Origin of the sequence: Gilliamella sp. B14448G11, assembly GCF_016101765.1 — a bacterium.
GTDB lineage: Bacteria > Pseudomonadota > Gammaproteobacteria > Enterobacterales > Orbaceae > Gilliamella > Gilliamella apicola_N.
Genome location: NZ_JACFPX010000003.1, coordinates 76,080 through 90,727, shown reverse-complemented (window position 1 = coordinate 90,727; position 14,648 = coordinate 76,080). Strand labels below are relative to the sequence as shown.

The following is a 14,648-nucleotide window of genomic DNA, read 5'->3' as shown; positions in this document are numbered from 1 at the left end:
GAAACAGTTATCATTTGTGAGAAAAGGAATAACCGAATATGTCTACGGAATTACTTGCCTTGCGCGATAAAATTGATGAAGTCGATAAATCAATTTTATCTTTAATTAATAAACGATTAGCTTTAGTCGCCGAAGTTGGCGATGTAAAAAGCAAACACGGTATTCCTATTTACGATCCTAAGCGTGAAGCAGAAATGTTAGCCCAAAGACGAAAAGAGGCTGAAAATATTGGTGTATCATCTGCTTTAATTGAAGATATATTACGCCGTTTAATGCGTGAATCATACATAAGTGAAAATGACAAAGGTTTTAAAAAGGTCTATACCGGTTCAGGCTCTATCGTTATCGTTGGAGGTAATGGACAAATGGGTAAATTGTTTGCTCGTCTGTTCACCCTATCTGGTTACCATGTTAAAACTTTAGGTTCTAAAACTATGCATCAAGCAGCCGAAATAGTTGCTGATGCAGCGGCCGTGATTGTGACAGTACCAATTAACAAAACTTGCGAAATCATCGATCAATTACCGCCATTGCCTAAGGATTGTATCTTAACCGATTTTACCTCAATAAAAGTCAAACCTCTTGAAGCTATGCTCAAAAAGCATCCTGGCCCTGTCGTTGGATTGCACCCAATGTTTGGTCCTGATGTACCAAATTTAGCAAAACAGATTATTGTCTATTGTGAAGGGCGTGAGCCAGATAAATATCAATGGTTAATTGAACAAATGCGCATTTGGGGAGCCAATTTATGTGCAATTGATGCCAAAGAGCATGATAAATGCATGTCATTTATTCAAGCTTTACGCCATTTTACCTCTTTTTCATATGGCGTAAATTTACAGCGAGAACAAGCCGATTTAGAACAACTGATTGCGTTATCCTCCCCTATTTATCGATTAGAATTAATGATGGTAGGTCGATTGTTTGCACAAGATCCGGTACTTTATGCCGATATTATTATGGCATCTGATGATAACATTGAACTAATCAAACGTTATTATCAATGCTTCGGAGAAATGGTGAAATTAATTGAGCAACGCGACAAAGTAAAATTTATTGAGAATTTTAATAATGTCACCGAGTGGTTTGGTAATTATGCTCAGCGCTTTATTAAAGAAAGTCAGGTTTTACTAAAATTTGCTAATGATAATCGGGAATGATTTTATACTCAAACGTATAGTTAACCTCAAACTTTTTTACAAAAAAGCTTATAAACAATACGTCTAGTTAAAATAATTTTTAAATTACGATTTTATACTTAAGAAGTAGACCACAATAAAATTTAGTGTGAGGGAATAAAATGTCTAATCGGAAATATTTTGGCACTGATGGGATTCGAGGCAAAGTTGGAGAGTACCCTATCACACCAGATTTTGCGCTTAAGCTAGGGTGGGCAGCAGGTCGTATACTTGCTAAAGATGGGGTAAAAAAAGTATTAATTGGTAAAGATACCCGTATTTCTGGTTATATGCTTGAATCAGCACTTGAAGCCGGATTTGCTTCGGCGGGTGTTGCTACTGCATTTACTGGTCCCATGCCAACGCCAGCTATTGCGTATTTAACACGAACATTTAGAGCTGATGCCGGCGTTGTTATTTCAGCATCACATAATCCATTTTATGATAATGGTATTAAATTTTTTTCGACCGAAGGCAAGAAACTCGATGATGCAATCGAATTAGAAATTGAAGCTCAGCTTGAAAAAGAGATCGACTGCGTTGAATCCATACAACTCGGACGTGCAAGCCGAATTACCGATGCGGCAGGTCGTTACATTGAATTCTGTAAAAGCACCTTTGATCATGATTTGAGTTTAGCCAGTTTAAAAATAGTCGTCGATTGTGCTAACGGCGCCACTTATCACATCGCTCCTAAAGTTTTACGTGAACTTGGTGCAGATGTGATAAAGATAGGCTGTGACCCCGATGGCGTTAACATCAATGATAATTGTGGTGCAACAGATATTAGAGCATTGGCCAAATGCGTTATTGATGAAAAAGCCGATTTAGGATTTGCCTTAGATGGCGATGGTGATCGCATTATCATGGTTGATCATAAAGGGCGTAAAATTGATGGTGATTTAATTATTTATATTATTGCTCGTGAAGCATTAAGACAAGGTCAATTAAAAGGTGGCGTTGTTGGCACATTAATGAGTAATATGGGACTTGAAATCGCACTTAAAAATTTGAGTATTCAATTTGTACGCGCTAAAGTTGGTGATCGTTATGTACTTGAAAAAATGCTTGAAAAAAATTGGCGCTTAGGCGCTGAAAACTCTGGTCACGTTTTATTATTAGATAAAACCACCACTGGCGATGGTATTATTGCGGGTTTACAAGTATTAGCCGCAATGGTACGCAATAACATGTCATTAGCTGATTTATGTAGTGGTATGACCATGATGCCACAAGTATTAATCAATGTTCGATTTGCTGAAAAACACGATCCATTAACAAACCCCGATGTCAAATTAGCCATTGAACAAGCCGAAAAACAACTTGGTATTCATGGACGTGTTTTGATTCGTAAATCAGGAACAGAACCACTTATTCGCGTCATGGTTGAAGGTATTGATGCTGCTGAAGTACAAAAACTGGCAGAACAAATCGCTGAAGCAGTTAAAGCATCAAATTAGCTTATTTTATCCCTATTAATTTGGCGATTAATAGGGGATTATTTCTACTAAAGTGACATTATAAAGTTGCTATTCTTTACACAAATTTAGTAAAAAGTGTCTAAATTCTTAATTTAGTTAATCAAAGGTTGACTTATTATAGGCAATTAGGTTTAAAATAGTAGCTTCGAATTATTACAGCGATTGCTTATATCTTTATTGAAAGGAATGTAAGCAGTATTTTTAAATTTTAGGAATAAGGTAAGAGGGTTTTATGTCAGTTTCCTCTCCAGCTTCACCACAAGCTTATATCAAGCATCATCTTGAGAACTTGCAAGTAGGTTCTGGTTTTTGGACCTTTAATCTGGACTCGTTGTTCTTTTCAATTGTACTTGGTGTTATCTTTTTATGGATATTTCATCGCGTAGCTAAAAAAGCTACCAGTGGTGTACCAAGTAAATTGCAATGTGCAGTAGAAATGCTCTTTGAATTTGTTAATAACACCGTTAAAGACATGTTCACTGGTCAAAATAAACTCATTGCGCCGTTAGCCTTAACTGTGTTTACTTGGGTATTTTTGATGAACTTAATGGATCTCATTCCAGTAGACTTTTTACCTTACGCTGCACAATATTTAGGTCTTTCGCATTTAAGAGTCGTCCCTTCTGCAGATGTCAGTATCACAATGTCAATGTCATTAGGCGTATTTATTCTTATCATAATCTATTCAATTAAATACAAAGGTATTTCTGGATTTATTAAAGAATATACACTTCATCCTTTTAATCATTGGGCATTTGCGCCAATCAATTTAATCCTTGAACTTGTTAGCTTATTAGCTAAACCAGTTTCTTTAGGACTTCGACTTTTCGGTAATATGTATGCTGGTGAACTTATCTTTATCTTAATTGCTGCACTATTACCTTGGTGGTCACAATGGATACTCTCATTACCTTGGGCCATATTCCATATTTTAATTATTACGTTACAAGCTTTTATTTTTATGGTGTTGACGATCGTCTATTTAGCAATGGCATCGGCAACGGAAGATCACTAATTTCAATATTTTTTTGATAATAAACTGGAGTATATAATGGATAGTATGTTATTTGTAGCCGCGGGCATAATGATGGGATTAGCTGCAATTGGTGGTGCAGTTGGTATTGGATTACTAGGTGGTAAATTCCTAGAAGGTGCCGCTCGTCAACCTGAATTAATGCCTATGTTACGTACCCAATTCTTTATCGTTATGGGCTTAGTTGATGCAATTCCAATGATCTGTGTGGGTATTGCACTTTATGTTATTTTTGCTGTTGCCGGTTAATAAACTTTTAAGAGGAATCGTCTCATGAATATGAACGCAACTCTCCTCGGCCAAGCAATTACATTTGTATTGTTTGTTTGGTTCTGCATGAAGTTTATTTGGCCACCTGTTATTAATGCGATTGAAAAACGCCAAAAAGAGATAGCAGACGGTCTTGCTTCAGCAGAAACAGCAAAAAAAGATTTGGAATTAGCCAAAGCAAATACATCTGACATAATGCAACAGGCTAAGGTAGAGGCTAATGCAATTATTGAGCAAGCAAACAAACGCAAAGCTATCATTCTTGAAGAAGCACAACAAGAAGCGATCCGCGAAAAAGAACGTATTGTTGCTCAAGGACTTGCCGAAGTAGAAGCTGAACGCAAACGCGCTAGAGAAGAGCTTAAACAACAAGTCGCTACACTCGCTATTGCCGGTGCAGAAAAAATTATTGAACGTTCTGTTAATGAAGCCGCAAATAGCGACATCATTGATAAACTCGTAGCTGAATTATAAGGAGAATAGAGCAATGGCTGACTTAATTACAATTGCTCGTCCTTATGCTAAAGCCGCTTTTGATTTTGCGGTAGAAAGAAACAGTATCGAATCATGGCATAAAATGTTGGTATTAACTTCTCAAGTAAGCAAAGATGCACAAGTAAGAAGTATCCTAACATCTGATATGAAAACTGATTCGGTGGCTAATTTACTCATCAACATCTGTAAAGATGTATTAGATGAGTTTAGCACTAATTTTATTAAAGTTATGGCTGAAAACAAACGATTATCACTTCTTCCTGAAGTTTTAACTTTGTTTGAACAATATTGTTTAGATAAAGATGCTCAAGCAGATGTTGATGTCATTTCGGCTAATGAGCTAACTAGCGAACAACTTAATAAAATTTCTATCGCTGTCGAAAAACGTTTATCACGAAAAGTAAAACTAAAATGTCATATAGATAAATCGCTCATTTCTGGTTTTATTATTCGTACGGGCGATATGGTTATTGATAGTAGTATCAGAGGGCGTTTAAATCGTTTAAATGACGCTCTACAGTCTTAAGGGGACTGATAATGCAGCTAAATTCAACTGAAATAAGTGAACTAATTAAAGAGCGGATAGCTCAGTTCAATATTGTGAGTGATGCTCACAATGAAGGAACAATCATCTCAGTAAGTGATGGTATTCTTCGAATTCACGGATTAACCGATGTAATGCAAGGCGAAATGATTGCATTACCTGGTAATCGATATGCAATGGCATTAAACCTAGAACGAGACTCAGTCGGTGCGGTGGTTATGGGACCATACGAAGACTTATCGGAAGGGATGAAAGTACAATGTACTGGCCGTATTTTACAGGTACCCGTTGGTGAAGGCTTATTAGGTCGTGTTATCAATACACTTGGTGAACCTATCGATGGCAAAGGCTCAATTCAACATGATGGATTTTCGCCGGTTGAAGTTGTCGCACCAGGTGTTATCGAGCGTCAATCAGTCGATCAAGCATTACAAACAGGTTATAAAGCCGTCGACTCAATGATTCCAATTGGTCGTGGTCAGCGTGAACTTATTATCGGTGACCGTCAAACAGGTAAAACAGCATTAGCAATCGATGCAATCATTAACCAACGTGATTCGGGTGTAAAATGTATCTATGTAGCAATTGGGCAAAAACAGTCAACTATTGCAAACGTAGTACGTAAACTTGAAGAACATGGTGCATTAAAAAATACTATCGTTGTTGTAGCTTCAGCATCTGAATCAGCTGCATTACAATATTTAGCACCTTACGCGGGTTGTGCCATGGGTGAATACTTCCGCGATCGTGGTCAAGATGCATTAATTGTTTATGATGATCTATCTAAACAAGCGGTTGCTTACCGTCAAATTTCGTTATTACTTCGTCGCCCACCTGGACGTGAAGCATATCCTGGTGATGTATTCTATCTTCATTCTCGTTTACTTGAACGTGCAGCTCGTGTTAACGAAGCTTATGTTGAAGAATTTACTAAAGGTGAAGTAAAAGGTAAAACAGGTTCATTAACAGCATTACCAATTATCGAAACACAAGCTGGTGACGTATCGGCATTCGTACCAACTAACGTAATTTCAATTACTGATGGTCAGATCTTCCTTGAAACAAGCCTATTTAACTCAGGTATTCGCCCTGCGGTTAACCCGGGTATTTCGGTTTCTCGTGTTGGTGGTGCTGCGCAAACCAAAATAATGAAAAAATTATCAGGTGGTATTCGTACGGCACTTGCACAATATCGTGAATTAGCTGCGTTCTCACAATTTGCTTCTGACTTAGATGAAGCAACAAGAAACCAATTAAGTCATGGTGAAAAAGTAACTGAATTATTGAAACAAAAGCAATACTCTCCTATGACTGTTGCTGAGCAATCAATTGTACTTTACGCTGCTGAACGTGGTTATCTTGAAGATGTAGAACTCGCTAAAGTATTACCATTTGAAACGGCACTCCTTGCTTATGCCCATAGTCAATATGCTGATTTTGTCAAACAAATCGACGAAACGGGTAATTACAATGATGAGATTGAAAGTAAGTTAAAAGAATTACTTGAAAGCTTTAAATCAACTCAAACTTGGTAAGGGTGAGGTAAAAAATGGCTAATGCAAAAGAGATTAGAACAAAAATTGCCAGTATCCAAAGTACGCAAAAGATCACTAAAGCGATGGAAATGGTTGCCAATTCTAAAATGCGTAAAACACAAGATAGAATGGCAGCAAGTCGTCCATATGCTGAAATGATTCGTGAAGTAATTGGACATTTAGCGTTAGCTCAGATAGGCGCCAAGCATCCTTATTTAGAAGAAAGAGATGTAAAGCGAGTTGGCTATCTTATCATTTCAACCGATCGTGGTTTATGCGGTGGTTTAAATATCAATCTTTTCAAAACTGTCATTGCTGATATGTCAGCATGGCAGGAAAAAAATGTTGAAGCAGATGTTGCTTTAATTGGTTCTCGGGGTGTTTCATTTTTCTCATCAGTAAAAACAAACATCTTAACACAAGTCACGAATTTAGGTGATGAACCAACTTTATCCGATTTAATTGGACCGGTAAAAACAATGCTTGAGGCATATGACAAAGGTAATATTGATAAATTATATATTGTTACTAATAAATTTATTAATACTATGTCGCAAAAACCAACAATACAGCAATTATTACCATTACCACCATCAGAAGATAAAGCACTTAAAGCTTCATCGTGGGATTATATTTATGAGCCAGATGCTAAATCACTATTAGATGTGATTTTACGTCGTTATATTGAATCACAAGTCTATCAAGCTGTGGTTGACAATCTAGCGAGTGAACAAGCGGCAAGAATGGTGGCCATGAAAGCAGCAACAGATAACGGTGCAAACCTAATTAATGAATTACAAATTGTGTATAACAAAGCACGTCAAGGTGCTATCACAAATGAATTGATTGATATTGTATCCGGTGCAGCCGCTGTTTCAGGTTAGTGCTAAATATTGGCTTATAGTTAAGAAAAAGACGTAGAGGATTAAAAATGGCTACTGGAAAGATTGTCCAGATCATCGGTGCGGTGGTTGATGTCGAATTCCCAGAAGATGCAGTACCGAAGGTATATGATGCATTAGAAGTGGAAACTGGCACTGAAAAATTAGTTCTGGAAGTTCAGCAACAATTAGGTGGTGGCGTTGTCTGTTGTATCGCAATGGGATCATCTGATGGTTTAAGACGTGGACTTAAAGTAGTAAACACAGGTCACGGTATTGAAGTACCCGTAGGTACTAAAACACTTGGTCGTATTATGAACGTACTAGGTGATCCTGTTGATAAAGCAGGTCCAATTGGTGAGGAAGAGCGTTGGGCAATTCACCGCGCAGCACCAACTTATGAAGAACTCGCTAACTCAACTGAGTTACTTGAAACAGGTATCAAAGTTATCGACTTAATTTGTCCATTTGCTAAAGGTGGTAAAGTTGGTCTATTCGGCGGTGCGGGTGTGGGTAAAACCGTTAATATGATGGAATTAATCCGTAACATCGCTATTGAACACTCTGGTTACTCAGTGTTTACTGGGGTGGGTGAACGTACCCGTGAAGGTAATGACTTCTATCATGAGATGAAAGAATCAAACGTACTTGATAAAGTATCGTTAGTATACGGTCAGATGAATGAGCCACCAGGAAACCGTCTACGCGTAGCGTTAACTGGTTTAACCATGGCTGAAAAATTCCGAGACGAAGGTAAAGACGTATTATTATTCATCGATAATATTTACCGTTACACCTTAGCGGGTACTGAAGTATCTGCATTATTAGGTCGTATGCCATCTGCGGTAGGTTACCAACCAACATTAGCAGAAGAGATGGGCTTATTACAAGAACGTATCACTTCAACTAAAACAGGTTCAATCACCTCAATTCAGGCGGTATATGTACCTGCCGATGACTTGACTGACCCGTCGCCAGCAACCACCTTTGCTCACTTAGATGCAACAATCGTATTGAGTCGTCAAATCGCCTCATTAGGTATCTATCCTGCGGTGGATCCATTAGATTCAACCAGCCGTCAATTAGATCCACTTGTTGTTGGTCAAGAACACTATGATTGTGCTCGTGGCGTTCAGTCAATTTTACAACGCTATCAAGAATTAAAAGATATTATTGCAATTCTTGGTATGGATGAATTATCAGAAGATGATAAATTAACCGTTGCTCGTGCACGTAAAATTCAACGATTCTTATCTCAACCATTCTTCGTTGCAGAAGTATTTACAGGATCTCCTGGTAAATATGTACCATTGAAAGATACCATCAGTGCTTTTAAAGGAATTATGAACGGTGACTACGACCACATTCCTGAACAAGCATTCTATATGGTTGGTTCAATCGACGAAGCAATTGAGAAAGCTAAATCTCTCTAAGAGATTCATTGAACGGAGATAGTATTATGGCACTAACTTCCTATCAATTAGAAGTTGTTAGTGCTGAATCTCACCTGTTTTCGGGTGATGTTCAGCGAATCAGAGTCACAGGTCAAGAAGGTGAACTTGGGATCTATCCAGGTCACACTCCTCTACTTACAATGATTAAACCGGGTATGGTAGGTATTGTAAAAGCGGATGGTGAAGAAGAGTTTATCTACCTTTCTGGTGGCGTCTTAGAAGTTCAACCCAACATCGTCACAATCTTAGCCGATACGGCAATTCGTGGTGAAGACTTAGACGAAGCCAGGGCACAAGAAGCAGTCAGACAAGCAAAAGAACATATTAATCACCCAAGTGATGATATGACATTTGCTCAAGCATCGGCTGAACTATCAAAAGCTTTGGCAAAAATTCGTGTTATTGAATTAACTCGTCGCATGGGTCAATAAAAAATACGTTAATCACTAGATAAACCCATAAAAGGTTACAACTTAATAAATTGTAACCTTTTTAATTTTTACTTAACTGTTTTTTTAACTACTTATTTGAAAAATAATTCTATCTAAAAATCACGATTTTTTATCTCAAAAATATTCTTTAACATTTTTTTAAAATCTATTTGGATTTTATAAAATTATTTAGCTGTAAAAATGCACAACCTAATCGTAGCTAGATTTATTTATAACAATCAGCGATAATCTGACTAATTATATTAATATTAATGTAACTATGTTTACTATTTATCATTCAAATCAAGTCGATTTACTCAAGTCCCTAGTCAGTGAATTAATGCGCAGAGACCCCATAGAACAGGTTTTTACGCCCGACATGATAATTGTACAAAGCCAAGGTATGGCACAGTGGTTACAAATTGAATTGGCCAACGATCTTGGTATTCTTGCCAATGTTGATTTTCCCTTTCCCAGTCAATTTATTTGGCAAATATATCAAAGCCTTTTACCGGATTCACCAACTGAAAATAACTATGACGTTGAATCAATGACTTGGCGTTTATACTATTTATTGCCTAAGATCATTGAACGACCTGAATTTGAGACAATCAAACATTATCTAAATATTGATAAAGAAGAACGCAAAAACTATCAATTAGCAACGCGGATAGCACGATTATTTGACCAATATTTGGTATATCGTCCAGATTGGTTAGCAAAATGGGAAGCCAATCAAACCGTAAGTGAATTAAATCATCATCCTGATGAAATTTGGCAAGCAGAATTATGGCGGCAACTGATTTCAATCAGCCTACCCTATCACCGAGCCAATATTTATCAGCAAATATTAGATATTTTGTTAGATAAAGACTTTGATCGTTTACGGTTAAATTCTTTACCTAAACGAGTTTATATTTTTGGGATCACTTCTCTTCCACCTATTTATCTGTCATTACTCTCAGCACTTGGTCAACACATCGATGTGCATTTGATGTTTAACAATCCTTGTAAATGGTACTGGGGCGATATTGTTGAAAAACAACTATCCGATATTTTAAATACTCCCGATAAAATTCCTAATCCACTATTAACTTCGTGGGGAAAACTAGGCCGCGACAATTTATTTTTATTGCAAGAATTTAATAGTAAACAGGATATTGAGGCATTTGTTGATCAAGAACGGACATGTCTATTGCACGCAATTCAGCAAGACATTTTAGAGCTTTATCAAAATGATTTAAACGATAAACAAATTGATGATTCTGATAAATCTATCTCATTCCATGCTTGCCATAGTGAACAACGGGAAGTCGAAGTATTATACGATTATCTATTATCTGTTTTTGATGAAAACCCCGATCTTGAACTACGCGACTGTATTGTTATGGTTTCAGATATTGATCGCTATGTACCTTATATTCGTGCTGTCTTTGGCAATGCCAGTAATGAACGCTATTTACCTTTTACCATTTCTGATCAAAAAGCTCGAAATATTGATCCCATCGTACAAGGTTTTTTTGCTATTTTAAACTTCCCAAATAGTCGATTCACCGCAGAAGAGTTATTTAATTTACTGGAAATTCCAGCCGTAGCTGAAAAATTTTCCATAAATGAATCACAATTAATATTACTGCGAACTTGGATTATTGAGTCTGGTATCCGCTTTGGTCTTGAAAGTGCACACAGCTGGTTATTTGGCCTTGAACGGTTATTGCTGGGTTATACCATGAATAGTGAACAAGGTGGATGGTTACAAATTTTACCTTATGATGGTGCAACAGGATTAGATGCGGAACTTATTGGTCAATTAGCTGAGTTTATTAAAGTTGTCCGTAAATGGTTTACGATTTTAAATGAAGAAAAATCATTGTCTGATTGGCAAGGTTGTTGCCTTGAATTAATTAATGATTTTTTTATGCACAATCAGCAACGCGATGCTATTTTATTAATGATAGAAGATGAATGGCAACAATTAATTAATAGTGGTTTAACAGCTCAGTTTACCGACCTTATTTCAATCACTGTTTTACATGATGCAATGCAGGCACGTTTAGAACAAAATCATTTAGCACACCGTTTTTTAGTGGGTAAAATCAATTTTTGTACTATGATGCCTATGCGATCCATTCCATTTAAAGTAGTTTGTTTGCTAGGTATGAATGATGGTGACTATCCAAGAACATCACTACCGCTGGATTTTGATTTAATCGCCAAATACCCAAGACGAGGCGATCGTAGCCGTCGAACCGATGATCGCTATCTATTTTTAGAAGCTATTTTATCCACACAATATCAACTATACATCAGTTATGTCGGGCGGGATATAAAAGATAATAGCGAACGTTACCCGTCAGTACTGGTTGATGAACTTTGGGAATATATTGTTCAATATTATGGTAAATCAACCAAAAATTTAGAAAAAAATCTCAATTTTTTAAGGGTTTTGCATACCAGAACGCCATTTAATCCTCTAAATTTTTTACAAGAGCCGAAAAGTTATGCTGATGAGTGGTTACCTGCTGCATTGAAAAAAGGGGAAAGCCAAACATTTATTAGTCAAATACCCGCTATAAGTGTTGATTATATTAATCTTGATGAATTAAAACGATTCTTTCAGCACTCTATTCGGTTATTTTTACAAAAACGATTTAATTTTTATGTCAGTTACCTTGATGATACTTTACCTGATGCAGAAAACTTTAATCTTGATAGCTTAAAACGTTATCAACTTAATGTGCAAATTTTAAATCATTTAATTACTCAAACCGCCCAAGATTCAGAGGCTCTGTATCAACAATTAAGATTAACGGGTGAATTACCTGATGGCGCTTTTGGTGAGATCATTTATGATGAACAAACTGAAGCAATGCAATCTTTAGCAGATAAAATCCGTCAAGAACGGTTAGAGATGACCAGCGAGGAAGTCAATTTAACAATTAACACAGATAAGCAATATTACCCACTTCAGGGGTGGTTAACACATGTACAAGCCGATGGCATTTTAACTTGGCGCCCCTCAAAACTCTCAATTCGTGATGGTATCTCATTATGGATAGATCATTTAGTTTATTGTATTTTATACCCTGAGAAAGTTGATAACCAAAGTCGCATTTACGGTCGTGATGAGCAAGAATGGCGATTTTCGCATTTAGAAGCCAACGAGGCATTAACTTACTTAACCTCATTAGTTGAAGGATTTTTGCAAGGTATCAATCAACCTTTATTAATGCCAATCCAAAGTGCATGGAGTTGGTTAACTTCGGCTTATAATAAAAAAACTGGTGAAATTGTTGCTAATGATAGAGCTAAAAGTCAGCTTATAAATACTTGGCAAGGTGGCGCATTTCAATCACCCGAGTGCGACAGTTACTATGAACGTTTGTATCCTGAATTAACCGATGAACTGATAGAACAGATCATCCATTTTGCTAAACAATTTTTACTACCAATTTTATTACATCAAGTAACAGTAGAATAGGAGGCATTATGTTTATAGATACGCATTGCCATTTCAATTTCCCTGCTTTTGTTACAGATTTAGACAACTCAATAAGTCGTATTCAACAAGCTAAAATTGCCAGTTTAATTATACCTGCTGTATCAGTAGATCATTTCAGTCAAATTCTGAAACTAACTGAACAGTATGATGAGCTTTATGCTGCGCTGGGCTTACACCCTATCTATCAACATTCCCATGCTGATCTTGAAAAATTATCGGATATCGTTAGTACTTCTCCTAACAAATTAGTTGCCATTGGCGAAATCGGCTTAGACCGATATGACATTTCTGTTGATTGGCAACAGCAACTTATTTTTTTTCGAGCTCAACTGGCTTTAGCTAAACGTTATGAATTACCTGTTTTAATTCATTCTCGCAAAACTCATGATGTTATCTATCATGAATTACATCAAGCTAATTTACCTTGTCGTGGGGTGATCCATGGTTTTTCTGGTAGCTATCAACAAGCAATGCAATTTATTAAATTAGGCTATTATATTGGTGTAGGTGGCGTAATAAGTTACGCTAGAGCAAATAAAACTTGCCATACCATTGCAAAGTTACCTCTCGAAAGCCTAGTATTAGAAACCGATGCCCCCGATATGCCTTTAAGTGGTCGACAAGGGCAAATAAATCGACCAGAAAACATTGTCGATATTTTTAATATTCTTTGTCAATTACGTACTGAAAATTCTAAACAAATCGCTAGAACGATCCTAACAAATACCTTGACGCTATTTAATAGAATTAATAAAATGAAAATCCAAAACCAAATACACTATTAACCATTTAATTATTAATAGTTTAATAAGCCACAAGGTGGTGCTTTATGTCTCAACGTCATAGTCAGCTTTTTGTGCAATCCATCATTTCACTTACTCGATTATTTCCGTTATGGGCAATTCTTTGTGCAATAATCGCCTATTTTTCACCAAATACATTCGTTCCAGTACAACCACATACATCACACTTATTGATGTTTGTAATGTTTACTATGGGGGTAACGTTAAGTATTAATGACTTTAAAAGAGTTGTGACTAAGCCTAAAGCAGTTATAATTTGTACCCTACTGCATTACATTGTTATGCCACTTACCGCTTTAATCTTATCTAAGTTATTTACTATGCGACCAGAGTTATTAGTAGGGATGGTTCTAGTTGGTAGCGTAGCGAGTGGAACTGCCTCCAACGTGATGATTTATCTAGCTAAAGGTGATGTAGCACTGTCAGTGACCATTTCGTCGGTTTCAACCCTTGTTGGTGTAGTGGTTACCCCGATTCTTACGCTTTTACTCGTTGGTACAACTGTTGAAGTTCCGGTTTGGAATATGTTAGTGCATATTATCCAAATTGTTCTAATTCCTATTATTCTAGGCTTGATTGTCCACCACTTCTTATATTCAATAGTAAAAAAATGCGAACCATTTTTACCATTGATGTCAATGATCTGTATTTTATTAATTATCTGTATTGTTGTCGCTGGTAGTCATGATCTAATTGGCCAAGTTGGTATAACGGTTATTTTTGCTGTGATTATTCATAATGGTATTGGTTTACTTGGTGGTTATTGGGGAGGAAAATTATTTGGCTTCGATGAATCAACTTGTCGAACTATGTCATTAGAAGTGGGTATGCAAAACTCCGCATTAGCCGCTACTTTAGGCACAACTTATTTTTCAGCTCTATCAGCATTACCCGCTGCTGTATTTTCTGTTTGGCACAATATTTCAGGTTCGATTCTGGCTGGTTATTGGCAAGGAAAACCCGTTAAAAATAAGAAAAAATCTAAAAATTAATCGTGAATATTGTAAAATAGAATTCATTCACTCTCTTACTCACTAATCA

13 protein-coding genes are annotated in these 14,648 nt (G+C 36.7%); all 13 read left to right on the top strand.

What is annotated here, in order from left to right; translation table 11 throughout:
* The first annotated feature begins 38 nt into the window (after positions 1-38).
* Positions 39-1,160 (top strand): bifunctional chorismate mutase/prephenate dehydrogenase, encoded by a 1,122-nt coding sequence (tyrA, locus tag H3S88_RS02980; RefSeq protein WP_086325970.1) that lies wholly within the window; start codon positions 39-41, stop codon positions 1,158-1,160.
* Positions 1,161-1,300: 140 nt separating this feature from the next.
* On the top strand, positions 1,301-2,638 hold the full coding sequence (gene glmM, locus H3S88_RS02975) for a phosphoglucosamine mutase (RefSeq protein ID WP_198227630.1): 1,338 nt from the start codon (positions 1,301-1,303) through the stop codon (positions 2,636-2,638).
* Positions 2,639-2,891: 253 nt separating this feature from the next.
* On the top strand, positions 2,892-3,674 hold the full coding sequence (gene atpB / locus H3S88_RS02970) for a F0F1 ATP synthase subunit A (RefSeq protein ID WP_065603191.1): 783 nt from the start codon (positions 2,892-2,894) through the stop codon (positions 3,672-3,674).
* 36 nt (positions 3,675-3,710) lie between these two features.
* Positions 3,711-3,941: a F0F1 ATP synthase subunit C gene (gene atpE, locus H3S88_RS02965; RefSeq protein ID WP_034901511.1), complete on the top strand. Its 231-nt coding sequence runs from the start codon at positions 3,711-3,713 to the stop codon at positions 3,939-3,941.
* A 24-nt stretch (positions 3,942-3,965) separates the two neighbouring features.
* On the top strand, positions 3,966-4,436 hold the full coding sequence (gene atpF, locus H3S88_RS02960; protein WP_065603189.1) for a F0F1 ATP synthase subunit B: 471 nt from the start codon (positions 3,966-3,968) through the stop codon (positions 4,434-4,436).
* A 13-nt stretch (positions 4,437-4,449) separates the two neighbouring features.
* Positions 4,450-4,983: a F0F1 ATP synthase subunit delta gene (gene atpH / locus H3S88_RS02955; RefSeq protein ID WP_025314344.1), complete on the top strand. Its 534-nt coding sequence runs from the start codon at positions 4,450-4,452 to the stop codon at positions 4,981-4,983.
* A gap of 11 nt (positions 4,984-4,994) precedes the next feature.
* Positions 4,995-6,536, top strand: a complete 1,542-nt coding sequence (atpA, locus tag H3S88_RS02950) for a F0F1 ATP synthase subunit alpha (RefSeq protein ID WP_086325972.1) — start codon at positions 4,995-4,997, stop codon at positions 6,534-6,536.
* Positions 6,537-6,550: 14 nt separating this feature from the next.
* A complete protein-coding gene (gene atpG, locus H3S88_RS02945; RefSeq protein ID WP_025314342.1) occupies positions 6,551-7,420 on the top strand; it encodes a F0F1 ATP synthase subunit gamma in 870 nt (289 codons plus the stop codon).
* Positions 7,421-7,467: 47 nt separating this feature from the next.
* Positions 7,468-8,850 carry a F0F1 ATP synthase subunit beta gene (gene atpD / locus H3S88_RS02940; protein WP_025314341.1) on the top strand — a complete coding sequence of 461 codons (1,383 nt, stop codon included), beginning with the start codon at positions 7,468-7,470 and terminating at the stop codon, positions 8,848-8,850.
* Positions 8,851-8,876: 26 nt separating this feature from the next.
* Positions 8,877-9,302: a F0F1 ATP synthase subunit epsilon gene (locus H3S88_RS02935; RefSeq protein ID WP_039128292.1), complete on the top strand. Its 426-nt coding sequence runs from the start codon at positions 8,877-8,879 to the stop codon at positions 9,300-9,302.
* Between the two features lie 280 nt (positions 9,303-9,582).
* The gene (gene recC, locus H3S88_RS02930) at positions 9,583-12,783 is read left to right on the top strand and encodes an exodeoxyribonuclease V subunit gamma (RefSeq protein WP_198227632.1); all 3,201 of its coding nucleotides are present in this window, start codon (positions 9,583-9,585) and stop codon (positions 12,781-12,783) included.
* Between the two features lie 8 nt (positions 12,784-12,791).
* Entirely contained in the window at positions 12,792-13,589 is a 798-nt protein-coding gene (locus H3S88_RS02925) for a TatD family hydrolase (protein ID WP_198227634.1), read from the top strand.
* A gap of 44 nt (positions 13,590-13,633) precedes the next feature.
* The gene (locus tag H3S88_RS02920; RefSeq protein ID WP_198227636.1) at positions 13,634-14,599 is read left to right on the top strand and encodes a bile acid:sodium symporter family protein; all 966 of its coding nucleotides are present in this window, start codon (positions 13,634-13,636) and stop codon (positions 14,597-14,599) included.
* Positions 14,600-14,648: the final 49 nt, after the last annotated feature.